The sequence below is a fragment of the Methanococcus mangrovi genome, from assembly GCF_054506835.1.
In genome coordinates, this window is the sequence record NZ_CP197114.1 from 1,364,695 (window position 1) to 1,387,852 (window position 23,158).

The 23,158-nt window shown below is 33.4% G+C and carries 29 protein-coding genes and 1 tRNA gene; 16 read left to right on the forward strand and 14 right to left on the reverse strand.

Features of this window, described 5'->3' with window-relative positions:
• Window positions 1-17: 17 nt before the first annotated feature.
• Entirely contained in the window at window positions 18-863 is an 846-nt protein-coding gene (locus tag ACS5L2_RS07340; protein WP_459201362.1) for a protein translocase subunit SecF, read from the reverse strand.
• A gap of 111 nt (window positions 864-974) precedes the next feature.
• On the opposite strand from ACS5L2_RS07340, the gene ACS5L2_RS07345 reads away from it, so the two are divergent.
• Window positions 975-2,237 carry a TldD/PmbA family protein gene (locus tag ACS5L2_RS07345; RefSeq protein WP_459201363.1) on the forward strand — a complete coding sequence of 421 codons (1,263 nt, stop codon included), beginning with the start codon at window positions 975-977 and terminating at the stop codon, window positions 2,235-2,237.
• Window positions 2,238-2,288: 51 nt separating this feature from the next.
• Window positions 2,289-2,978: a ribonuclease III gene (rnc, locus tag ACS5L2_RS07350; RefSeq protein ID WP_459201364.1), complete on the forward strand. Its 690-nt coding sequence runs from the start codon at window positions 2,289-2,291 to the stop codon at window positions 2,976-2,978.
• A gap of 41 nt (window positions 2,979-3,019) precedes the next feature.
• On the opposite strand, the gene ACS5L2_RS07355 is transcribed toward rnc, so the two are convergent.
• From ACS5L2_RS07355 to ACS5L2_RS07380, 6 genes are all read right to left on the reverse strand, one after another.
• Entirely contained in the window at window positions 3,020-4,270 is a 1,251-nt protein-coding gene (locus ACS5L2_RS07355; protein ID WP_459201365.1) for an LL-diaminopimelate aminotransferase, read from the reverse strand.
• A 104-nt stretch (window positions 4,271-4,374) separates the two neighbouring features.
• Window positions 4,375-5,184 carry a prephenate dehydratase gene (gene pheA / locus ACS5L2_RS07360; RefSeq protein ID WP_459201366.1) on the reverse strand — a complete coding sequence of 270 codons (810 nt, stop codon included), beginning with the start codon at window positions 5,182-5,184 and terminating at the stop codon, window positions 4,375-4,377.
• A complete protein-coding gene (locus ACS5L2_RS07365) occupies window positions 5,181-5,891 on the reverse strand; it encodes a class I SAM-dependent methyltransferase (protein ID WP_459201367.1) in 711 nt (236 codons plus the stop codon). Before ACS5L2_RS07365 ends, pheA begins: the two co-directional genes overlap by 4 nt.
• Window positions 5,888-6,178 (reverse strand): hypothetical protein, encoded by a 291-nt coding sequence (locus ACS5L2_RS07370; RefSeq protein WP_459201368.1) that lies wholly within the window; start codon window positions 6,176-6,178, stop codon window positions 5,888-5,890. The genes ACS5L2_RS07365 and ACS5L2_RS07370 overlap by 4 nt, the downstream gene beginning before the upstream one ends.
• A gap of 9 nt (window positions 6,179-6,187) precedes the next feature.
• On the reverse strand, window positions 6,188-7,159 hold the full coding sequence (locus tag ACS5L2_RS07375) for a methanogenesis marker 2 protein (RefSeq protein ID WP_459201369.1): 972 nt from the start codon (window positions 7,157-7,159) through the stop codon (window positions 6,188-6,190).
• A 140-nt stretch (window positions 7,160-7,299) separates the two neighbouring features.
• Window positions 7,300-8,544, reverse strand: coding sequence for a phosphoglycerate kinase (locus tag ACS5L2_RS07380; RefSeq protein WP_459201370.1), 1,245 nt, complete (start codon window positions 8,542-8,544; stop codon window positions 7,300-7,302).
• A 374-nt stretch (window positions 8,545-8,918) separates the two neighbouring features.
• On the opposite strand from ACS5L2_RS07380, the gene ACS5L2_RS07385 reads away from it, so the two are divergent.
• Window positions 8,919-9,371: a hypothetical protein gene (locus ACS5L2_RS07385; protein WP_459201371.1), complete on the forward strand. Its 453-nt coding sequence runs from the start codon at window positions 8,919-8,921 to the stop codon at window positions 9,369-9,371.
• An 8-nt stretch (window positions 9,372-9,379) separates the two neighbouring features.
• The gene (locus ACS5L2_RS07390; protein WP_459202631.1) at window positions 9,380-9,925 is read left to right on the forward strand and encodes an adenylate kinase family protein; all 546 of its coding nucleotides are present in this window, start codon (window positions 9,380-9,382) and stop codon (window positions 9,923-9,925) included.
• Window positions 9,926-9,931: 6 nt separating this feature from the next.
• Here ACS5L2_RS07390 and ACS5L2_RS07395 read toward each other — a convergent pair whose 3' ends face one another.
• Entirely contained in the window at window positions 9,932-11,128 is a 1,197-nt protein-coding gene (locus ACS5L2_RS07395; protein ID WP_459201372.1) for a tripartite tricarboxylate transporter permease, read from the reverse strand.
• A 9-nt stretch (window positions 11,129-11,137) separates the two neighbouring features.
• Entirely contained in the window at window positions 11,138-11,749 is a 612-nt protein-coding gene (locus ACS5L2_RS07400) for an OB-fold nucleic acid binding domain-containing protein (protein WP_459201373.1), read from the reverse strand.
• A gap of 205 nt (window positions 11,750-11,954) precedes the next feature.
• On the opposite strand from ACS5L2_RS07400, the gene ACS5L2_RS07405 reads away from it, so the two are divergent.
• The 4 genes from ACS5L2_RS07405 (at window position 11,955) to ACS5L2_RS07420 (ending at window position 14,339) form a co-directional block, all read left to right on the forward strand.
• The gene (locus ACS5L2_RS07405) at window positions 11,955-12,410 is read left to right on the forward strand and encodes a cytochrome C (protein WP_459201374.1); all 456 of its coding nucleotides are present in this window, start codon (window positions 11,955-11,957) and stop codon (window positions 12,408-12,410) included.
• A 21-nt stretch (window positions 12,411-12,431) separates the two neighbouring features.
• Window positions 12,432-12,902, forward strand: coding sequence for a YeeE/YedE thiosulfate transporter family protein (locus tag ACS5L2_RS07410; protein WP_459201375.1), 471 nt, complete (start codon window positions 12,432-12,434; stop codon window positions 12,900-12,902).
• 61 nt (window positions 12,903-12,963) lie between these two features.
• A complete protein-coding gene (locus tag ACS5L2_RS07415; RefSeq protein ID WP_459201376.1) occupies window positions 12,964-13,521 on the forward strand; it encodes a DUF3343 domain-containing protein in 558 nt (185 codons plus the stop codon).
• On the forward strand, window positions 13,518-14,339 hold the full coding sequence (locus tag ACS5L2_RS07420) for an NAD(P)H-hydrate dehydratase (RefSeq protein WP_459201377.1): 822 nt from the start codon (window positions 13,518-13,520) through the stop codon (window positions 14,337-14,339). Before ACS5L2_RS07415 ends, ACS5L2_RS07420 begins: the two co-directional genes overlap by 4 nt.
• 22 nt (window positions 14,340-14,361) lie before the next feature.
• Here ACS5L2_RS07420 and ACS5L2_RS07425 read toward each other — a convergent pair whose 3' ends face one another.
• Window positions 14,362-14,679, reverse strand: a complete 318-nt coding sequence (locus tag ACS5L2_RS07425) for a DUF4870 domain-containing protein (protein ID WP_459201378.1) — start codon at window positions 14,677-14,679, stop codon at window positions 14,362-14,364.
• Window positions 14,680-14,839: 160 nt separating this feature from the next.
• Here ACS5L2_RS07425 and ACS5L2_RS07430 point away from each other — a divergent pair.
• Window positions 14,840-14,914 (forward strand) — tRNA-Ile (locus ACS5L2_RS07430).
• A 62-nt stretch (window positions 14,915-14,976) separates the two neighbouring features.
• Here ACS5L2_RS07430 and ACS5L2_RS07435 read toward each other — a convergent pair.
• On the reverse strand, window positions 14,977-15,567 hold the full coding sequence (locus ACS5L2_RS07435) for a haloacid dehalogenase (protein ID WP_459201379.1): 591 nt from the start codon (window positions 15,565-15,567) through the stop codon (window positions 14,977-14,979).
• Window positions 15,568-15,834: 267 nt separating this feature from the next.
• Here ACS5L2_RS07435 and ACS5L2_RS07440 point away from each other — a divergent pair, with 267 nt between their 5' ends.
• Genes ACS5L2_RS07440 through ACS5L2_RS07460 form a run of 5 tightly spaced genes read left to right on the forward strand, consistent with a single transcriptional unit; the run spans window position 15,835 to window position 19,197 of the window.
• Window positions 15,835-16,839 (forward strand): 50S ribosomal protein L3, encoded by a 1,005-nt coding sequence (locus ACS5L2_RS07440; RefSeq protein ID WP_459201380.1) that lies wholly within the window; start codon window positions 15,835-15,837, stop codon window positions 16,837-16,839.
• Window positions 16,840-16,869: 30 nt separating this feature from the next.
• A complete protein-coding gene (rpl4p, locus tag ACS5L2_RS07445) occupies window positions 16,870-17,628 on the forward strand; it encodes a 50S ribosomal protein L4 (RefSeq protein WP_459201381.1) in 759 nt (252 codons plus the stop codon).
• A 21-nt stretch (window positions 17,629-17,649) separates the two neighbouring features.
• Window positions 17,650-17,910 (forward strand): 50S ribosomal protein L23, encoded by a 261-nt coding sequence (locus tag ACS5L2_RS07450; protein ID WP_459201382.1) that lies wholly within the window; start codon window positions 17,650-17,652, stop codon window positions 17,908-17,910.
• 40 nt (window positions 17,911-17,950) lie between these two features.
• Window positions 17,951-18,673 (forward strand): 50S ribosomal protein L2, encoded by a 723-nt coding sequence (locus ACS5L2_RS07455; RefSeq protein ID WP_459201383.1) that lies wholly within the window; start codon window positions 17,951-17,953, stop codon window positions 18,671-18,673.
• A 38-nt stretch (window positions 18,674-18,711) separates the two neighbouring features.
• Entirely contained in the window at window positions 18,712-19,197 is a 486-nt protein-coding gene (locus ACS5L2_RS07460; protein WP_459201384.1) for a 30S ribosomal protein S19, read from the forward strand.
• 85 nt (window positions 19,198-19,282) lie between these two features.
• Here the strand turns inward: ACS5L2_RS07460 and ACS5L2_RS07465 are convergent, their stop codons facing one another.
• Window positions 19,283-19,855 carry a FumA C-terminus/TtdB family hydratase beta subunit gene (locus ACS5L2_RS07465; protein WP_459201385.1) on the reverse strand — a complete coding sequence of 191 codons (573 nt, stop codon included), beginning with the start codon at window positions 19,853-19,855 and terminating at the stop codon, window positions 19,283-19,285.
• A 77-nt stretch (window positions 19,856-19,932) separates the two neighbouring features.
• Between ACS5L2_RS07465 and ACS5L2_RS07470 the strand changes: the two genes are divergently transcribed.
• Both ACS5L2_RS07470 and npdG read left to right on the forward strand, forming a co-directional pair.
• A complete protein-coding gene (locus tag ACS5L2_RS07470; RefSeq protein WP_459201386.1) occupies window positions 19,933-20,739 on the forward strand; it encodes a sugar phosphate isomerase/epimerase family protein in 807 nt (268 codons plus the stop codon).
• A gap of 16 nt (window positions 20,740-20,755) precedes the next feature.
• The gene (gene npdG / locus ACS5L2_RS07475) at window positions 20,756-21,427 is read left to right on the forward strand and encodes an NADPH-dependent F420 reductase (protein ID WP_459201387.1); all 672 of its coding nucleotides are present in this window, start codon (window positions 20,756-20,758) and stop codon (window positions 21,425-21,427) included.
• Here npdG and ACS5L2_RS07480 read toward each other — a convergent pair.
• A complete protein-coding gene (locus tag ACS5L2_RS07480; protein ID WP_459201388.1) occupies window positions 21,424-21,642 on the reverse strand; it encodes a hypothetical protein in 219 nt (72 codons plus the stop codon). The genes npdG and ACS5L2_RS07480 overlap by 4 nt on opposite strands.
• A 146-nt stretch (window positions 21,643-21,788) precedes the next feature.
• Window positions 21,789-23,141 carry a signal recognition particle protein Srp54 gene (locus tag ACS5L2_RS07485; RefSeq protein ID WP_459201389.1) on the reverse strand — a complete coding sequence of 451 codons (1,353 nt, stop codon included), beginning with the start codon at window positions 23,139-23,141 and terminating at the stop codon, window positions 21,789-21,791.
• Window positions 23,142-23,158 lie beyond the last annotated feature (17 nt).

Here is a 23,158-nt window from a genome sequence, read left to right on the forward strand (position 1 = left end):
TCTATCTCCTCGTTAAATTACTTCCCTTTTTTGTATTCCGTCACGTAGTATCTCAAAATTCCTGCATTTGTAATCCAGGTAAGCATTAAATCGCCAATTAACCCTATAAGAAGTACTGCTGCGATATTTGCAAGTACATCTGCTGCAGGAACTACAAATGTAACTACGAGATACAATACCGCCATTGCAAAAATCGTCGTAAGAGACATTGTTATTCCTGTTTTCATTGCGCCAGAAATTCTTTCGTCAAGAGTTCCCGTTCTTCTTTTTAATACTCTTGTTGTAAGCATGATGTCTGTATCGACACTGTAACCAACAAGCATCAGAAGTGCCGCAATTGTTGCAGTTGAGATTGGAATATTAAATAAACTCATTCCACCAATTGCAATTGCCATGTCTGATGCTGCCGCGAGAATAACTGCCCCACTTGGAACAGGTGTTCTAAATATCGCGTAAACAACAATTGCCATGAATAGGAACGCAAATCCTACTGCTTTCAGTCCTTCTTCCCAGAATTTACTGCTCAAAACTGAACCGATTTGTTTTTCAGTGTAGCTTAATTCTGAAAGGTCTTCTACATTAAAAAATTCTTTTACTACCGCCCTTACCGAATCTACATCAGTATCGAGGCCCGATTTAATTACAACAAATGTTCCGATTGAAGATTCTGATATTTTAACTTCCGAATCGGGCAATTGTTCCTTCAATGCACTTAAATCTGTGTTTTCAGATGCGAGGATGCTTATTTCAGTTCCCCCACTTACGTCGATGCTTTCTTTGAGCCCGTTTACAGATACAAGGGCTAAAGATAGTAGTGCTAAAATTATTGGAATAATTGTTAACACTTTATAGTTGATATTCATCCTTTCCCTCCAGAAATAGAGTTCATAACATCAATTATTAAAAAACAATATTATTTAAATATTTATGAACTATAAAAAACGAATATATCGAAAATATGATTGGTGCTATTTATGGAAACGGATTTAAGATATTTAATCGACAGAATTATGGAAATTTCGGAAAAAAAAGGTTTTGAAACCGAAGTATTTATTTCAAAAGGAAAACACTTTAGTTCAGAACTTGATGGGGAAAATTTAGATTCTATTGAAGAATCTGATGATTTTGGAATTGGAGTAAGGGTTATTATAGATAAAAAAGTGGGATTTGCTTATTCATCTAAAAAGGACGTTGATGTGGTAAATAAAGCAATGGAAAATTTAGTTTACGATACAAATACATGTTTTTCAAGTCCTAAAAAATACGCACATCCAAAAGGAATGTTATATGAAAATGTAAAAACTCTGACTGAAAAAGAGTTGATCGATGCACTCTTTGAAATGAAAGATATTTTAAAAGAAAATAAAATTACAACTGTAAGCGGTGGAGTTTCAAATTCTTATGACTACTCAAGAATTGTAAATTCAAACGGGGTTGATGTTGAAGAAGAAAGTACTTACTACTCTGCTTCAATTGCTGGAATCAATAACGGGGAAACTGCATACGACTATTTAACAAAAAACAACATTTTCGATGTTAAAGAACTTGCTGAAAATGTTGTAGAATTTTTGAAAAATCCAAATGCAATAAAAACGGAATTTGAAGGAAATATCGTGTTAGATCAAAGAGCTTTAAACTCACTTCTAAGCTACACACTTATTCCTGCATTTAACGCTGAAAACGTTCAAAGAAACAGGTCAGTATTAAAAGATAAACTCGGTGAAGAAGTATTTGGAGAAAACATCACAATTGAAGACGATGGAACGAGAGATTACTCGCTTTATTCAGCAGTTGTGGATGGTGAAGGAACCCCTACCCAAAAAACAACATTAATTGAAAACGGTGTTTTGAAAAACTACCTCTACGATATCAAAAGAGCAAATATTGAAGGAAAAGAATCCACTGGAAATGCAAGTCGAGGATATTCAAGCCTTCCATCAGTTGGACCTACAAATATTGTAATTGAGCCTGTTGAAAAACAGGAAAACATTGATGAATATCTCTACATCAACACACTAATTGGAACGCATACTGCAAACCCGATTACAGGGGACTTTTCAGTTGAAATCAGCAACAGCTACATCATGAAAAAAGGCGAAAAAACACCGGTTAAAAAAGGACTTCTTTCTGGAAACATCTTTGAAATCTTGAAAACTGCAACTCCGCTCGATAGAGTTGAACAACGTGGAAAATTAATTTCTCCACCACTTTTATTCACTGGAAAAATCCTTGTTTAACTAAAAAATACTAATTAACTATTTTTTAATTTATTTTAAAAAAGGGGTTTGATGAAAAATTTTGAAAAGCTGCTTTTGAAACTTGATATAAAATTTAATGATTTAAATATATTTAAACGAGCATTTATGCATTCTTCGTATGTTAATGAACAAAAAAATACCAATTATGAAGATAATGAACGATTGGAATATTTAGGGGACGCTGTTTTAGAATTAATAATTAGTGAATACTTGTTTAAAAAAGAAAATTTATCTGAAGGGGAAATGTCAAAATTGCGGGCAAAATACGTCTGTGAAAGTGCACTTTTTACATATGCTAAAAAACTTAAATTTAACAATTACGTGCTTTTAGGAAAAGGAGAAATAAATTCTAAAGGATATAATAAACCTGCAATAGTTTCAGACGTTTTTGAAGCATTTATCGCCGCAATATATTTGGATCAGGGTTTAGATTCAGCTAAAAAATTTGTATATAACCACATAATTCCAATTATTGAAGAAAGTTCAAAAGAATTGTTTATTGATTATAAAACTAAATTGCAGGAATTTCCTGAATTAATTAATAAATCAATAAATTACGTAAATTTAGAAGAAGCTGGAGAACCGCACGATAAAAAATTTGTTGTTGCAGTAAAACAGGACCGAAGAATACTTGGAAAAGGAATTGGAAAAAGTAAAAAAGAAGCTGAAATGAAAGCTGCTAAAAATGCACTTTTAAAACTTGAAAAAAATAAAAATTAAATTAGATTATATTAAATTAAAAATTTAAAAAAGTTTAAAATTTATTCGAAAACAAATTCTACTTCAGTTAATCTTCTTTTAACTTCGTTTAAGATTCTATCTTCTTCTTCGATTGAAATTTCGCCGTCTTTGAATGCTTCAAAGCATGCTGCCATTCTTACAAAATGGCCTACATCATCCCAAGGCACTGTTGAAATAAGTTTTTCTTTTATCATGTACTGTGAGAACTCTTCAGCATTTGCAAACTTAACGCCGTCTTTTGTTCCGATTGGAGCTTTCACGTAGAGGTAGAATGTTCCACCCGGCATTTTTGCGTTGAATCCTGCTTCTTTTAAGATTTTAACCATTTTTGAAAGTCTTCTTTCGTATTTTGCCCTTGTTTTTTCAGTAATTTCTGGGTGTCTTAAACAGTGAATTCCTGCTTTTTGGATTGGAATGAACTGTCCGCTGTCGTAATTATCTTTAACTGCTGCAAATCCTCTTACAATAAGTTCGTTTCCTGCAACGAATGCGAGTCTCCATCCGGTCATGTTGAATGCTTTTGAAAAGCTGTGAATTTCAACACCAACTTCTTTTGCATCTTTTACGGTAAGGAATGAAAGCGGTTTGTCGCCGTAAGTTAATGCAGCATATGCGGCATCCTGAATAACTATTAAATCGTTTTCAAATGCAAAATCAACTGCTTCTTTGTAGAATTTTTTGGTCGCCTGTGCACCGGTTGGGTTGTTTGGGTAGTTTAAGTAGAGAATTTTTGCTTTTTCCCTAACTTCTTTTGAAATTGCATCGAGTTCAGGTAAGAAGTTATTTTTTTCGAGTAACGGTAAGGTTTCTACACTTCCACCATACCATTTGGTGTGTGTTGCAGTAACAGGGTATCCTGGAACGGTCATTAATGTTACATCGCCAGGATTGATAAATACTGATGTAATGTATGCCAAAGCAGGTTTTGAGCCAATTGAGTGAACTACTTCGTTTACAGGGTCTAAATCTTTAACTCCAAAGATTTTTTCCATGTAAATAGGGATTTCATCTTTTAATGCCTGAACACCGTTGTCAGAATATCCCCTGTTTCCGTGTTTTTTTGCTTCTTCGCATAAAACTTCAACTACAGACTCGTCAGCCATTTCATCAGGTTCCCCAACACCCATGTCGATTAATTCCACGTCAGGGTACTTTAATTTCGCAGCCTGTTTTGCTCTTTTAATTTTTTCGAATTTGTAGATTACATCTTCTTTTCCAAAGCTTTTGCCGCCAATTCTTTCAGCGAACAAGTTTTGAATGTAACTTTCCATTTTAACACCCAAAATAAGTGATTTTTAGTAAATAAGCGGTTTTCATATAAATAGTAATGCATTTTAAAATATGTACTTGAATAAATTAATTTCGCCAATTTCATTTATTTTAACACGAAATAATTTCCAAGTTCGATTACATTTAATGCCCATATTCTTAGATCCCGAAGTAACGCGGTATTATCGTCATAATATTCGTAATCTATGTAAAACACATAATTTCCAATTTCTTTTTTAGAAGGCCTTGATTCTATCCTTGTTAAATTGACATTTCTATATTTAAATACTCCCAAAACTTCATAAAATGCTCCAGGCATATTTTTATTTATTTCAATCACCAGAGATACTTTATTTGGCTTTAAATCAGTTCTAAAATCCTTATTTTTATTGCAAATTAAAAAAAATCTCGTGGTATTGTTTTTGTAGTCTTGAATGTTCTCATCAAGCACTTTTAACCCGTAAATTTCTGCATTTTCAATACCGCAAATTGCTGCAAGTTTTTCGTCCTTTTTCTCTGAAACAATTTTTGCGGCCTTTGCGTTGCTGTCAACTGGAGTTATATTCCAGTTATTTTTCGTAATGTAGTGCCCACACTGTGCGAGTGCTTGTGGGTGGGCTAAAACTTCGGTTACTTTTTCAATATCTATGCCCATTAAGCAGTGGTTTATTGAAACATCCACTTCACCGAGAATTTTTACAGGAAACTCCAAGAGAAGGTCTTGTGTAAGTGATACTGAACCCCCAATTGAATTTTCAGATGGAACCACTCCAAAAAATTCAGGATTAGATTCAATTGCTTTAAATACATTGTAAATTGAATCTTCAAACTGGATTTCGTTATCATTTATTGCTTTTGAAAACGTAACAGCAGCCTTTTCACTGTAACTTCCCCTTGGCCCGAGACAGCATATCATTTTCTCACCATTCTGCAAATTAGAAACTGTCCTTTAAATTTCAAAAACTTTGAAATTTTTTCATCATTTTTAAAAAATAAATATATTATCCGTTTTAAAATAGGTTTTGGAAATACTTTAAAAAAAGGATGTAAAAAATAAAATGATTTTATATATTCTATTTTAAAATCGTCTGATTCAACACCTTTAAAATCCAATTTTGAAATTAAATTGTGTGGTATTTTCCATTCAACAAATATTTCATCATTTATTATTGAATCAGAATTTACTACAATAAAATAAGCTCTTCCATTTGTTTTTAAAACCCGTTTTACTTCAAAAATAGCTTTTTTAAAATCAACATGCTCTAAAACATTGATACACAAAATTAAATCAAAAATACCGTCCTTAAAAGGTAACTTTTCAATATTTGCACAGATTTTATTTTTTTCTATTTTAAATTTTTTTAAAAGATTCAGTGAAAAATCGAGGTAAACCGTATCAAAATCTTTCGTTAAGTCGTAAAATGAACCAAAACCGCAACCGCAATCTAATATTTTGATATTTTTGTGGGATTTGGATAAAGATTTAAAAAAGTCATCTTTTGAAATTATTTTAAAAATGAGGTTTTCTTCAAACTCCATTAAAAGTTTTAAGTAATCAGAATACTTTGAAACATCCCAATTTTCATAAAAATCTTTTACTTCGTCTGATTTTAATTTATTCATAAAATTTCACATTTAAGGCTGTAGACAATAGTGCCTTGTGGAAATGCAGCTATTATCTCGTCCCTAATCTTTGATAATTCTTCACTGCTTAATTCTTTATCAATTTCTTTATCAAGACAAAATCCTGACCTGTAATAACAGTCAGGTTCGTAAATAGCTGCAAACTCAGGAAATTCTAAAGATAAAACTTTCAAATCCTCACCCAAAATTTCAACGAGTTTTTGAAGAACACCTTTAAAATCTATTTCTTCAGGGTTGTAGAATACCCCATCTATCATCATTTTCATGCGTATCCCTTAACAGCCACAGATATATTCTTTTTCAAAGTCGAAAAACATGGTTTTTTCTTTTCCGTCAGTTATCATGAACTTTCTGTCATTTTTAACTTCACCGCAGACCGCAGATGCGATTCCTGCAAATTCGAGTTTTTCGATTAATTCTTTTGTTTTATTTTCCGGTGCAGTAAATACAAAACCACTTCCAGGATACATTTTAAGCCAGTGGTTTAATGGAACATCTTCTGGAACAGGTATTTTACTTACATCAACAACCGCACCTTTTTTTGAAACTTCTAAAAGCATTCCTAACGTTCCAAGTCCGCCAGGATTACTTATATCCTTACAGGAGTTTGCAAGGTGTTCTTCACCGATTATTTCAAGAACTTTTAACTGGTCTCGAACGTACTTTTTAGATTTCATGGATGTGGTGTCCCAGTTTAAATTAAATGTTTCGTGAATTTTTCCATCTAAATCGTATGCAAAGACGATTTTGTCGTCTGTTTTTGCAGCATCACTCCTTAAAACATTGTTTCGTTTTACAATCCCAGTAATTGAAATATCTAAAACATTGCACTGCGCATCTGGGTGCGTGTGGCCACCAACAACAGGTACTCCAAATTTACTGACCCCTTCTTTAAGACCTTTTAATAACTCTTTTCCTTTATCACAGTCTTTTATACCAATAATGTTTGTCATTCCAATGGATTTACCGCCCATTGCGGCAATATCATTTGCATTTACCAAAACTGCACAATATCCTGCCCAGAATGGGTCTTTTTCAAGTAATTTTCCCCAAATCCCATCTGCTGCGAGAAGTATTGCATTTTCATCATCTATTCCAATTATTGCCGCGTCATCCCCAAAATCTACAACAATATCAAAATCATAATCTTCTTGAAAATTAAAGTTATTGACAACATTTTTGATTTCTTTTTTTCTTGTAACGCCTTCAAAATTTCTGAGTTCATCAGAGAGCTTGCTTAAATCCATAAAATCGCCCATGAGTTCTATAATATCCGAAAAAACTATTTTATTAATAAAATAGTAAGTTGATTCTTATAAATAACTTTCCATAAAAATTAAATTTGAACCGAATTATTAAAATATCGGTTATTTTGGTTATTCTTTTTTTAAGATTTATGTTTTTCATAGGATTCTAAAAGCATTTCAATTACTGGAAGTTTTTTACCTGCTAAAAATTCAATACATGCACCGCCACCTGTACTTATGTGGTCCATTTTTCCAGCTAAACCAACAACTTCCGCAGCTGCCGAGAGGTGCCCCCCACCGATAACTGTAAATGCGCCTGAATTTGCAATACTCTTTAAAAGTTCTTCTGTTCCCTTCAAGAAATTTTTATTTTCGAAAACTCCTGCAGGACCATTTGCAACGATTGTTTTTGCATCTTTCAAAATTTCTCCGTATAACTTCATGGTTTTTTCGCCCATGTCGTGAATAGGGTAAGTTATTTCTTCATTTAAATTCAGTTCTGTTTCAACTCTTTCCCCGTCAACATTTAATCCTGCATCAACCGGAACAACGATTTTATCCCCGTATTTTGAAACTAACTCTTTTGCTATTTCTATCTGGTTGGTGTATCCCATGTCAGCAATTACATTTTCGTTTGGCCCAATTTTGTAGCCTTTCGCAACTAAAAATATATTTGCAACAACTCCGCTTGTTAAAACCTGATCAGCAGTCTGTTTTTCGAGTACATTTTTCAATACTTCGATACTGTCGTCAGCTTTTGCACCTCCTAATGCAAATACACAAGGCCTTTCAGGGTTTTTTAGAACTTTTGTAAGCGTAAATAATTCTTTTTCCATTACTCTTCCGCATAACATCGGAACATAGTATGAAAATCCTACAAGAGAAGGTTGAGCCCTGTGAGCTGCTGCAAATGCGTCGTTAACAAAGTAATCGAAAAAAGGATGTAATTTCTTAATCATAACTGTTTTAGCCTGTTTTTCAGGAGTAATTGATTCCCAAGACTTCCAGTCACTTAAAACTTCTTCTGCAAGGAGCCTTACATTTTCAAGAAGAATTATTTCTCCATTATCCATTGCAAGAATTGCTTCACGTGCAGACGCACAAATTAATCCATCCACGTGTGTAACTTCCATTTTTAATATTTCGGAGAGTTTTTTTGCATGAGCTTCGAGGGTTGTGAAGTCTTTTTTTCCAGGTCTGCTCTGGTGTGCTAATATAACAACCTTTGCGCCTTTTTTGGAAAGACTTGTTATTGTATCGTAGCAGGCTTTAATTCTTGTATCATCTAAAATATCGCCAGTATTAACATCAATAGGGCTATTAATGTCAACTCTCAATGCAACCGTTTTTCCTTCCAATTCAAAGTCGTCAAGAGTTAAAAACATTATTATTCCTCCGTTTTTTCATGGTTTGGATAAATTCTTTCTTTGTAATAAAAATATCAAATGGATACTTTATAATAAATCGTTATTTAAATAACTCTTTATGGAATATATTTGTAAAAGAATTATTTGAAATAGTATTTATAAATTAATACCCACTTTCAAACCACATTTCACAGAATGTGGTAATTATTCACGTACTACTCTTTAAACTCGTATTTTAAACTTTTAAGTACTTTTTAATTATAATAGGATACCTAAAAAAGTCCAATATTTAATAAAACAGAAAAAGTTAATCAAAAAAGATAAATAACTTCATAATACAAATGTATTATAAATCCATGTATTCAGGCACACAGAAACGGCGGAGGAATAGCATGTTTAAAAAAATAAAAAGAATATTTGTGGGAAATAAAGAGTTGCCAACACAGGTTCCAGTACAAGATGAAGAATACGTTGTAATCGGCCAGGAATATTCAGCTTATGAAATCAAAGAATCTGAAAAAATACCGATAACACAAGATACTTCCGAAAACAAAGTGCAGGTCATAAAACACAAAATATACCCAAGAGTTCTTACAACAAGAATTAAATCGCCACAAGACTTTGAATACATTAAAAAGATAGTAGAACACGATGTTATTGTAATAAATCTTGAAGAAGTGCCAATAGAAGCAATTATTAAAGAATTTAACGACTTTAAAAAGTACCTCGAAACACTTGACTACAGCCTTGGAAGAGTTGGAGAAAACACGATTCTCGCAATAAAATCCGATGTCGACGTGGACAAATACGTTTCAGAGGAACCTGTTCACGAAGTTGAAGAATAGGTGAAAGTATAAGAGTAGCAATTACCGGAACTCCCGGAGTTGGAAAATCAACCGTATCTAAACTCCTGTTTGAAAAATTAAAGTCTATCGGTAAAGATGCATCTTACATAAATATTACAGAAGTTGTATCCAAGAACGGACTTTACTTAGAAAAAGATGTCGAAATGGATTCTTTCGTCGTTGATTTCGATAAATTAAATGAATATGTAAATTCAGTCGAAACTAAAGATTTAATACTTGACGGGCACGTCAGCCACTACTTAAATCCTGATTATATTGTTGTACTTAGAGCAAATCCCCTTTTAATTAAAAACAGGTTAGAATCTCGAAAGTATCACCCTAAAAAAGTAAACGAAAACGTTGAAGCAGAACTTTTAGACGTTTGTTTGATAGAATCTATTGAAAAAAACGATGAATCGAAGATTTTTGAAATAGATTGCAGCGAAAAAAGTCCTGAAGAAATAGTAAACCAGATATTAATGTTTTTAGAATCGAAAAATCCAGATTATGGAAATGTAAGCTGGCTTGAAGACTATTTTTACCTTATTGAATAACTTTTTTTAAATTTTTAAAAAATAGAGAATTGTTGGAAAAATCAAAACAGCCATCATGTTTGATAGATTTACCCTGTTTTTAACGCATAATATCCCTATTGAAATTGAAACAAAGTATGTTATCATATTGTAAATCATATAACCGTCGAATGAAAAAATTAAAACTAAAATTGTACAAAAAATTATCAAAACTTTCGAAATCTGCCCGTAATCAAATTTATTAATGTTTTGTAAGAAATATTTTGAAATCCAAGTTAAACTCAGAAAAGAAATACCTGTTGCAATAAGTACGCTTGAAAAAAGTTCGGATTGATTGTATTCTATATTCAATGATTTTATGGCTTCTGAAATCCCGCTTCTTCCAGTTCCAATCATCATGATTGCTAAAATTGAAAACAGCTCGTTTGAAAGAGTTATTGCACCTTGTGAAATTATAAAATTTTCAATGTCATCTTCATTTATTATTTTGCTTAAAAAATAATTAATCTGCGCTCCACCGGTTGCTGGGATAAATATTCTAAAAAATCCGCCGAGTGTTCCAAAAATTGCAGATTTTAGATACGACATTTTTAATTCAGGAAAACTTATAAACTGGCTTTTAAGTTCTGTTTTGTTTAAATTTTCAAATAAAAGTGGAATTCCAAACATTCCTGTAAATATTACTGTTAAAGAATAATCAAAACTAAGATTCTTGTAAAATACAATAATTCCTAAAATTCCAGAAAATAAAATTATTAAAGTAGTCCAGATTCGATTTTTTGAAAAAATAACTGAAATTAAAAGAAATAACATTAAAATATACGGAATAAATGGTTTTAAATATAAATAAAATGTATAAAAATCAATATTTGTCGCTGAAATTATCATAAATATTAAAATTGAAAATATTATTCCAAAAAATGCTCCAAAACCTGCTAAAACTACTGCTTCGTATCCCCTTCCCAAAATCGATAAATTATGCATTGGAACTGCTGCAACTGCTGATTCATCGTCGGGAACTCCGATAAATGCGGAAGGGATATAATTTAAAAAATAGTGCGAAATTAAAAGCCCGATTAAAAAACTAAAATAATTACTGCTTCCAAAGTAGGGAAATAGAATTATTGAAATTGGAATTAATGTATTTGGGTGAATTCCAGGGAGTAACCCGGTAATCGTTCCAGTAACCGTTCCAAAAATTAAAAAAAGAGTCTTTTCAATCATTCGATCCCATTAATCCCATTTTTCGCAGTAACTGCATTTTTCATAACCTAAGTCTATTGCATCATCTTCGGTTTTAAAATAAATTTTTTCAACTATTTTTTGTCCATAGGGGCAGTTTTCAAGGTCGTGATAGACATTGCTGTTTTTTGACGCGTAGTAACTCGTTTTAGTTTTTGAAAGAAATATATCCCTTTCAAAATTTACTTTTTTAATTAACTGAAAATCGTCCATGTCCTTTAAAACTATTTCATAACGTCCATTGTAAATTTGAATTTTTCCGCTAACTTTTACAATATCCCCTTCTTTTATCCTCGGACTTGTTTTTAGGATATACTCTAAAAATTCACCGGATATGTCATTTGGAACATAAAGTAAAAGGTCCCCTGCGGTCTCGTCCATCAATTTTACAGAGTTTATTCCCATAACTTCGAGATATTCATTCGTTTTTACATCCAATTTCTGTATTTTAGCAGTTACTTTTACATAATCGCCTTCATCTAAATCAGATATGTGTTTTTCTTCAGGATTGATTTTATAAGTCGATAGAAAAGAAATTCCAAAAACCACACATAAAATACATAAAAATGTTATTTTTTTATCGTTCAATACTGCTAACGACAAATCAAGCCCCCCTTTATTATGTCCTTGAAAATATAACTTATATCTGTATTTAATGGTTATATAAGTTTTTAATTGGTTTAATGATATTAAATTACTTAATAAATAGTTATAAATAATGTAGTAAGCAGAAAAGAGTATGTTTGGACTAAATACATATTAAAATATCTAATATAAAACACAATATTAAAGAAATAGGGGTGACTAAATGAAAGTTTCACCATTGCAGACTGGCCTTATTGGAGGTTTTTCCGCAATACTCTTAGAAGTTATCTTTAAAGTAAGTCCGCCTCCAGCGTATGGACTCTGTGTTGCATGCCACACTAGAGACCTTGTAAACTGGATTGTAAACAGCGTTGCTGGAACTGCGTTAGGAATGGCTCCAGTATCGAAATTTTTCCCTGTGTTAACTGTTGTTGGTTTATTAATCGGTGCACTAATCGGTGCAATTGTTCACAAAGATTTCAAAATTAGAAAAACCCATAATTTAGTTACTGGATTTGTACTCGGGTTCTTAGTATTAAACTTTGCACTTTTAATGGGTGGTTGCCCAATTAGAATGGGTTTAAGAACTGCTTACGGAGATTTATTTGGTTTACTCGGTGTTTTAGGTATCGTTGCCGGGGTAATCGTTGCTACTGAAGTATATTTAAAAAAGGCATAACTAAGAAAAAAAGGTGAAATGATGAGTTACGTACCTGCAATTGCCACTTTGGCATTTGGTATTCTTTTAGGATACTTAGGACAGAGATCATCAATGTGCTTTTGTGGAGGTATCAGGGATTACTACCTCATGAAAGATACATGGTTAGTTAAAGGTTTACTCGGATTTATCGGAGGGGCCTTAATCGGCGCAGTTATATTCAACGTTATTGGAATGCTTCCATTATTCCCATGGATTGCAACAAAAGGACTCACAGCAATTCCGGGAGATGCTGCAGGAAGCCTCGGCTTTGGTGCACACTTCATCGTTACAATCATTGGTGGTTTTGGAGTTGGATTTTTATCTGTAATTCAGGGTGGATGTCCATTTAGAAACTACGTAATGGCTGGAGAAGGAAATCAAACTGCTATGGCGTACTTAGTTGGTTTAGCAGTTGGTGCAATAGCATTCCACCAGTGGGTAGCTCCATTTGTGTTATCAATCTTAGCATAAACAGTAAATATAATTACTTTATACTATTTTTTTGAAAAATTAGTTCAATTTGGTGGCATATATGTCGATTTTTAATAAATTAAACACAATTTTAAACCCCGAAAAAGAAGTAAAAAAAGGAAATGGATTAATATTATTTAAAAATGTAAAAGAAGCCATTTCTGCAGAAAAAATTTTAAAAAATTATTCTGTTAAAGTTGTAGCTCCTCCCCAAGAAGTCCGGGAAGGCTGTGATTTGGCAGTTGAATACGACCTTGTAGATGAAATGGGGATTAAAAGAGAACTTGAAAATAATAACATGAATGCCGTTAAATTCATATCGTTAGATGATACCTCAATGGAACCACTGAATCTTGTAAAAGTGAAGGAAATTGACGGATTTACGCTTGTAAGGTCTGGAAACATGAAAATTACAATCGATAAAAGTGGAAATATTGTGAATATTTCTGGAGGGGGTTGTCCTGACGTTCCATATCTAAATTTAAAATTAAAAGGAAAAAACATATTAAAAGTGCCTGAAGAGGATAGTCCTAAAAATTTAGGATACACACTTTGTGCATACACGCTCAATAAAGCTTTTGAAAAGGCGAAAACAATTGCATCAGGGGGTACAAAATGATTATTGCCGGTGCTGTACCTGTGAAAGGGATGGAACTTATTAAAGGGCCAATTAAAGTCAATAAAAACACTTTTGAAATAAAAAATAAAGAACTCCCTGTATCCATGGGAACTTGCGCTCTTTTAAGTGCTGCTTTTAAAACATTGGAATATTTTGGAAAAGAGGATGAACTAACGTTTATCACTGCTGGAGACATTGGGGATGGGAACGGAAGTTTAAAAATTTACGAAGAACTGCGCGAAATTGACGACGATTTGACAATAATTCACTACATCAAACCAAAAATATCCGAAATTATTAAAGTTGATTTCTCAAAAAAAGTCATTGGGGATGCCGGTGGAATGTACGCTGGAAAAGCCGCAGGAATAGGCGATAAATTCCACATGTTCTTTCCAGATGTTGGAGAACTCGCGTTTTTAGCAGATGAAAAGTCATCTCACCCTGCATACGTAAGAGGATTTATCTCAGAAATCGATGACAAAGAAATTCCAAAACTAATCAAAATGGCGTATACTCAAAAAATGCCAAAAAATATGGTTGTAAAAGGAAGTAAAGACCACATCGTGCATGATGGAAATATTATTGATACTGTTGAATATCCTAAATTTGAAGCAATGGAGTGTATTGGGGGAACGGGCGACACATTAACAGGAATTGCATCTTCATTAATTGCATGCGGAGTTAAAACAGAAAAAGCCGGGATATTAGGATGTAAAATCAACAGAAAATTAGGAGAACTGGTAAAACCAAGACCGGATACCCAAATTTATGAAATAATTCAAAAAATACCTGAAGCTTTAAAAGAATTTGAATTTTAAAAAAAGAAATAAATGAAAACAATTAAATTTGTTTTTCAGCAATATCCCCGATTATTGGGAATTTATATTTTTCTCCCTGGTATGCTTTTACCATTCCAACAATCCAGATGATTAACCCGATTAAACTTAAAAGGCTACCTAAAATACCGCCAACTCCAGGAATATAGCCTGCAATTATATTTAAAATAAATATTGCCCCGAAAGCTATCGTTGATTGCATTGCGTGGAATTTTACAAAGCTACTTTCTTTTTCAAGGAGTAACACAATAATTCCAGAAATAAACCCTAAAAGATATGCCAAAACTGCCGTGTGTGTATCTTTAAGACCAAATAGTGCCATGCTCTACCTCTATCATAGTTTAACATATATAACGTATATATCATCTGCCACTACAGGTAATTATTACTTTTGGTTTGAAACATTTTAAAAAACAGTTTCATAGAAAAGTTTATATATGAAAACACCTTATTTCATTTTGCTTCGAAAAGCATTGGAAATTAGGGCAGTGGCTCAGCCTGGTTAGAGTGCTCGGCTGATAACCGAGTGGCCCGGGGTTCGAATCCCCGCTGCCCTACTTTTTTTTTCATTTTGGGAAAATTAATTTATACATCTGAATTTATAAATAATTAAAAAAGATTATTTATTAAATTTTGAAAGTTCCATTCTAAGTTTCAGATTTTCATTGAAATTAACGATATCCCCGTGTGTTTTTTCAATTAAACTTCTTGAAACATCTTGTTTTCTTCGAAGGCCATCGATTACGTGATAGTTATCAAATTCCATTAAAAAGTCGTAAATTTTCTCCATGTATTCAAAATAAAGTTCTGCTTTTGTTTTTTCATCTTCTCGAATCGATTCAAGAGTTATTCTTCTAAGTTCACCAATAACATCGCACAACCCCAAAATATAGTTTTCTTCCAAGATATTTTCAAAATCAGAAAAGCTCAAAATTTTATTTTCGAAAATTATCGAATTATAAACTTTTGCTTCGACATACTCTTGTTCAGGAGTTCCACGATATTTTTGGAATTCGAAGTGAATTTCCGAGAATTTTTTTAATTCTTTTAATTTTTCTTCGATATTTGAAAAATCAATCCTTTCACCTTTCTGTATTTTTCGAATAATAAGCCCTGAATCGTTTACAATTTCTCTTGAAATCTTCAAAATTTTTTCTCTCATTTCATTCTTTTTTTCAAAGAATTCGAGTAAATAAATACTATTTTCCACATAATCACCATTTTTAATTAACTAAATACAATAATAAGTAAAAATATTTCTTTTTTAGAATAAATACTGATTTAGTCAGTTGTGGAGTTAACTATTTATATTGTAATGATTAATGTTTGTAGGCAACTATGTGGAAGACCTGAAAAGGCGCGAGCCATTAATAGGTTGCTTTGTTTTTAAAAAAACTTAACAAACACTTCAAAAAACGACTAGTTCTACGCGAATAAAACACGGGAATTCTAGTTAACTATCATAGGAGGTTATACTATGGGTATGAAAAAAAGCAGACCTCGTAGAGGTTCCCTAGCATTTAGCCCAAGAAAAAGAGCTAAGAAATTAGTTCCTAAAATCAGATCATGGCCTACAGATAAAAAAGTAGGGTTACAAGCATTCCCTGTATACAAAGCAGGAACAACACATGCTTTATTGATCGAAAACAACCCTAAAAGTCCAAACAATGGTCAGGAAATATTCACACCTGTAACCATATTAGAAACACCGGACATTACCGTAGCAGGAATCAGACTCTACGAAAAAACAACCAAAGGGTTACAAGCATTAACCGAAGTATGGGCTGAACAGTTAGATGGCGACTTAGGAAGAAAATTAACTTTAGCTAAAAAAGAAGAGAAAAAAACTGCTGATGCTTTAGATGCAGTTTTAGAAAAAGCTACTGAAGTAAGAGCTATTGTTCACACAAACCCAAAAACTACAGGAATACCAAAGAAAAAACCTGAAGTTGTTGAAATTAGAATCGGTGGATCATCAGTTGCTGAAAGATTAGCTTACGCTAAAGAAATCTTAGGCAAAACACTCGCAATTAGCGATGTATTTGAAGCTGGAGAAAGTATCGATACTTTAGCAGTTACCAAAGGTAAAGGATTCCAAGGATCAGTTAAAAGATGGGGAATCAAAGTTCAATTCGGAAAACACAGAAGAAAAGGTGTTGGTAGACACACAGGTTCAATCGGTCCATGGAGACCAAAAAGAGTTATGTGGACTGTACCATTACCTGGTCAGATGGGTTTCCACCAAAGAACTGAATACAATAAAAGAATCTTAAAATTAGGCAGCGAAGGCGCTGAAATTACACCTAAAGGCGGATTCTTAAACTACGGTGCTGTTAAAAACGGATACGTTGTAGTTAAGGGAACTGTTCAAGGTCCTGCAAAAAGATTAGTAGTTTTAAGAGGATCTGTAAGAGCTGCTGAAGACAAATTCGGCTTACCTGAAATTGCTTACATCAGTACAGAATCCAAACAAGGAAACTAATTACTCAAAAACACGAGCAGGTGTTAACTTATGAATGTTAAAGTTTACAATTTAGATGGTTCTGAAAAGGGAGATATCGAATTACCCGCTGTATTTGAAACAGAATACAGACCAGATTTAATCAAAAGGGCAGTAATCTCATCACTAACCGCAAAATTACAACCAAAAGGTTGCGATGCATTTGCAGGTTACAGAACTTCAGCAAAATCAATCGGAAAAGGACACGGTAAAGCGAGAGTTAGAAGAACCGCACAAGGTGCTGGTGCATTCGTTCCCCAAGCAGTTGGTGGAAGAAGAGCTCACCCTCCAAAAGTTGAAAAAATCTTATTCGAAAGAATAAACAGAAAAGAAAGATTAAAAGCATTAGCAAGCGCTATTGCAGCTTCAGCAAACCCTGAAATCGTTTCAGCAAGAGGCCACAAAATCGAAGGCGTTCCTTCATTACCATTAGTTGTTAACGCAGACTTCGAAAGCCTTGCTAAAACAAAAGAAGTTTTAGGAGTTTTCACAGCTTTAAAATTAGATGCTGATTTAGAAAGAGCTAAAGATGGCGTTACAATTAAAGCTGGAAGAGGAAAATTAAGAGGAAGAAAATACAAAAAACCAAAAAGTGTTTTGGTTGTTGTAGGCGATGCATGTGACGCAGTTGCTGCATCAAGAAACCTTGCAGGTGTAGATGTAATTACAGCTAACGATTTAAGCGCAATACACATTGCACCAGGAACAATGGCTGGAAGATTAACACTCTGGACTGAAAATGCCATTGAAAAAATAAACGGAAGATTTTAAGCTCAATATGAGGTGAATGGCATGGATGCCTTTGATGTTATAAAAACACCGATCGTCAGTGAAAAAACAATGAAACTCATTGAAGAAGAAAACAGATTGGTATTTTACGTTGAAAGAAAAGCAACAAAAGCAGACATTAGAGCAGCAATCAAAGAATTGTTCGATGCTGAAGTTGCAGATATAAACACAAGCATTACTCCAAAAGGAAAGAAAAAAGCATACATTACGTTGAAAGCTGAATACAACGCTGGAGAAGTAGCTGCAGGTTTAGGAATCTACTAATTCGATTTAAGAAAACACTATTAAGTAATATGGTGATATAATGGGTAAAAGACTGATTTCCCAGAATAGAGGACGAGGGACCCCAAAATACAGATCCCCAACTCATAAAAGAAAAGGTGCAGTTAAATACAGAAGTTACGACGAAATGGAAAAGGACGGAAAAATCCTCGGAACCGTTGTGGACATCTTACACGACCCTGGACGATCTGCACCAGTTGCAAAAATAAGATTTGCTAACGATGAAGAACGATTAGTATTAATTCCAGAAGGAATTCAAGTTGGAGAACAGATTGAATGCGGTATCAGCGCAGAAATCAAACCTGGAAACGTTTTACCACTTGGTGAAATCCCAGAAGGTATTCCGGTATACAACATTGAAACCATCCCTGGAGATGGCGGTAAATTAGTAAGAGCTGGTGGATGTTACGCACACGTTGTTTCACACGACGTTGGAAAAACAGTTATAAAACTACCTTCAGGCTTTTCAAAAGTTTTAAACCCTGCATGCAGAGCAACAGTTGGTGTTGTTGCAGGCGGTGGAAGAAAAGAAAAACCATTTGTTAAAGCAGGTAAAAAACACCATTCATTAAGCGCTAAAGCTGTTGCATGGCCAAAAGTTAGAGGTGTTGCAATGAACGCTGTAGATCACCCTTACGGTGGTGGAAGACACCAACACATAGGAAAACCTTCAAGCGTTTCAAGAAATACCTCCCCAGGTAGAAAAGTAGGACATATCGCTTCAAGAAGAACCGGTAGAAAATAACAACTTAAGCTATCTCTTTAAATTTTAAAGGTGAAAACATGGCCAGACAACAAAAGTATAGTGGCAAAGGTGGCGCCAAAAAGAAAAATAAACAAAAACAAAGTGTGGCACCAAGAAGAAGAGTAGAATTCAGATATAAAGGCTTCAATTTGGAAGAACTTCAAGAAATGCCTATCAAAAAATTCATGGAAATTGTTCCTTCAAGACAGAGAAGAACAATGGCTAGAGGAATTACCCCTAACCAAAGAAAATTAGTTATGAAAATCAAAAAAGCCAGAAGATTAACAAACAGAGGCAAAGAACCAAGAGTTATAAGAACTCACTGCAGAGACTTCGTTATAACTCCTGAAATGATTGGATTAACCTTTGGTATCTACAACGGTAAAGAATTCAAAGAAATCAAATTAGTTGAAGAAACCGTTGGAAGATTCTTAGGAGAAATGGCCCCAACAAGAGCAATTGTTCAACACGGTTCACCAGGTATGGGTGCAACAAGAGGTTCAATGTTTGTTCCAATTAAATAATTGGAATTCAAAATCTCTTTTTTTATTTTTGGAAAATAATATTTGTAAATTTAAATTAATAGAATTAATATTCATTTTAAAAAAATTATAAGTTTTTGAGAATATTTTCTAAATTTTTATCGACGTTGTCATTAACTTTAGAATATAAACTATTCCCATGCGAATCCATTGCAACAATTAATGGTCCAAAATTTTCAACACGTAATTCCCAGAACGCTTCCGGCATTCCAAGTTCAAGATGATAAACGTTTTTTACGTTTTTTACTGAATCTGCCAAAAGCGCTGCACAACCCCCGGGTGCTGCAAGATAAATTACACCAAATTCTTCAAAAATTTTCAAAAGCTTATCTTCCATGCCACCTTTTCCAATGATTGCTGAAATATTTGTAATCCTTATGAATTCTTCTTCGAGTCCGTTCATACGGGCAGATGTTGTCGGCCCGATGGCAACACATTTCCATGTTTCATTTTCTTTTTTCATTATTGGGCCTGCATGGTAAATTACCCCATTTTCAAGATTTATTGGAGGTTTTTTTTCTTCTATCGTTGTTATGTGTGCTTCATCTCGTCCAGTACATATATCGCCGCTTAAATATACGATATCCCCAACTTTAAGTTTTTTAACGTCTTCCTTTGAAATTGGTGTTTTTAATTGCACGTTATCACCAGAATAAAAACTGATTAATAGATAGAATGCTTTTATTATATTAATAGATAAAGCGGGGAGAGATAGTCATGAAATACGGAATATCATCTTTAGTATTTTTACCAGAAACTCTCCAGTCCTCAATGGAAAAGGTTGCAACAAACTCCTTTGACTGCTGGGAAATCGTTTCTGAGGGAAGTCATCAATTAAATCCAAAAAATATAAAATATTTAAGAAATTTAAGGGAAGAATACGATGTTGATTTGGTAATTCACGCACCGTTTTCAGATTTAAATCCTGCGTCAATGAATAGGGATGTTAGAAATTTAACAACAAACAGCATTATTGAAGCAATTGAGGGTGCTTTTGAACTCGATGCAAATGTTGTTACAGTTCATCCAGGCTATTTACCGCCTCTTTGGTCTGACTATACAAAAGAAATTTTAGATAACAATTTTTCTTCATTAAACGACATAGTGGAAATGGCAGAAGACTACGAAGTAATGATTGGGCTTGAAAATATGCCAAATTACCATGGAGTTTTGGGAGTTACTATTGAATCATTAAAGGATATTATAAAAGATATCAACTCGAAATACCTTGGAATTACCTTTGATATTGGTCACGCAAACACTGCAACAAAAAACCCCGAAACTTTCGTAAAAGAGTTAAATAAAATTGGACAGGGAATTGTTCACGTTCATATTCATGATAATCAGGGAACTGAAGACGAACATGCATTAATAGGTGCTGGAAACATCGACTTTTTAAAAATATTAAGTGAATTAAAAGATATTAATTACGATAATGTTTTATCTTTTGAATCTAAAAGTATAAGAGATGCAGTAAATGGCAGAGAAACGATAAAAAAATATCTATCGATGCTTGAAAAATAAATTAAAAGGTGTGATTATGAAGATTGCGATAATTGGTGGAACAGGAGACCAGGGATTTGGCCTTGCACTTAGATTTTCAAAAAATCATGAAATATTGATCGGATCGAGAAAAGAAGAAAAAGCTATTGAAGCTTCCGAAAATGCGTTAAAAATACTTTCGGATAGGGGATTTTCTGCAAATATTAAAGGAATGACCAATATTGAAGCTTCAAAGTTAGCTGATGTAGTTATTATAGCTTTGCCTTTCGAATATACAATTTCCACATTAAAAGAATTAAAAGAAGGGTTAAAAGGAAAAATTGTTGTATCAATTGGAGTTCCACTTGCAACTGCAATTGGAGACAAACCAACAAGAGTTATTGCATGCCCCCAAGGCTCAGTTGCAGAATTAATCCAAGAAATGCTTCCGGAATCAAAAGTTGTCAGCGGATTTCAAAACATCTGTTCAAAATGTTTAGAAGATTTAGACTGTGAAGTTGCGTGCGATGTGTTAATTGCAGGAAATGATAACGATGCTAAAAAAGTAATTGTTGAACTTGCAAGCGAAATTCCTGGTGTTAGAGGAATTGATGCTGGAAAATTAGAAATTTCAAAATTTATAGAACAGATTACGCCATTATTGATACAATTAAATATAAAATACAAATTAAAAGGTGCAGGAATCCACATTACTGGGTTAAACCTTTAATATCGAATTACTACTCCTTTTTTCCAAAAAACAATAGATATTACTGCAAACAATACTCCAAGAAATCTTAGAGTATTTACAATTATCCATACTATCTGATTCACGATCGGGTTATTAATATCTGACAAAAACACAGCGTGTACACCCTGCAATAAAAAAGCAATAATAAATACTGCAACGCTTGTTATTAACGAATCATTTACGGTAAATCTCATTTTTTATCTCCAAAAAACATTTATATCAAACATTAACCCATATTCAACTGATCCAAAGTTAGCCTATAGCAAACACGGTTTTTTGATATATATTATTTTCGTGAAAATGATTCGATTAAAAAAAGAGTAATAATTGATTTTTTTAGTTAATCTTTATACATTAACTGCCTCATGATCTGGCCCATCTGTCCACCCATTTTTGGCATTTTTCCACGCTTCAAATTTCCAAAAGCATTTTTGGTAGTTGAATAGTATTTTAAAAGGTCTTTTATTTCTTCCTGTTTTACTCCCGCACCCCTTGCAATCCTCTGGAGCCTTGAAGTTTTTATAAGTTCAGGATTTTCTTTTTCTTCCATTGTCATTGAGTCCATCATGATTTTGTATCTTTTTAACTTGTCTTCAGTTAACTGTGCAGCTTCTTTTGGCATGTTTCCACCCATTCCAGGAATCATGCTTAAAATCTGTTTCATTGGACCCATTTTTGATATTGTTTCAAGCTGTGCGTAAAGTTCGATTAATGTAAATTTACCCTTTAAAATTGAATCAATGCTTTCTTCCGTTGATTCATCCATTATATCTTCAGTTTTTTCTAACAAGGACTCTAAATCCCCCATTCCAAGAATTCTCGAGATGAATTTTTTTGGGTCGAACTGTTCTAAATTGTCGACTCCTTCACCAGTTCCAATAAATTTAATCGGTGCATCTATCTCTGCAACAGCACTCAAAGCACCACCACCTTTTGCAGAACCATCCAATTTTGTAACGAGAATGCTCCCAATTTCTGAAACTGATTCCTTGAATGCTTTTGCTTGATTTTTAGCCTGCTGACCTAATGTTCCATCGATTACAAGGATTATTTCGTTTGGATTTGTTAAATCTTTCATTTCTTTCATTTCAGCTAAAAGACCTTCTTCTTCCTTGTGTCTACCTGCTGTATCGATGATTAAAACATCCGCTTTTTTCAGTTTTTCCATTCCTTCTTTGGTAATTTCTACAGGTGTTTTTGTTCTTGTTTCGTCACCAAATAATGGAACATTTATTTTTTCAGATAGCTGTTTTAATTGCTGGTATGCTGCAGGCCTGTAAACGTCCGCTGCGATTAATCCAGGCCTTAAACCTTTTTTCTGGATATACCTTGCAAGTTTTGCAGCACTCGTAGTCTTACCACTTCCCTGAATACCAATAAGTAAAATTACAGATTTTTTGGAAGGGTCAAGCTCTAATTTTTGAGTGGTTTCACCGAGTAATTTTACGAGTTCATCGTAAACAATCTTTACAATATGTTCTTTTTTTGAGAGCCCTTTTGGAGGTGCTTCTTCGATAGCTTTTCTCTCAATTTCCTTGCTCATGTTAAATACTAATTTCACGTTAACATCAGACTGTATTAACGCTTTCTGAATATCTTTAATTACTTCTTTTACGAGTTTTTTATCGACAAAAGTAGCGTTCTTAATTTTGTTTAGTGCGTCAGAGAGGTTCTGGCCTAATTTATCAAGCATATTTTCACCAAATTATC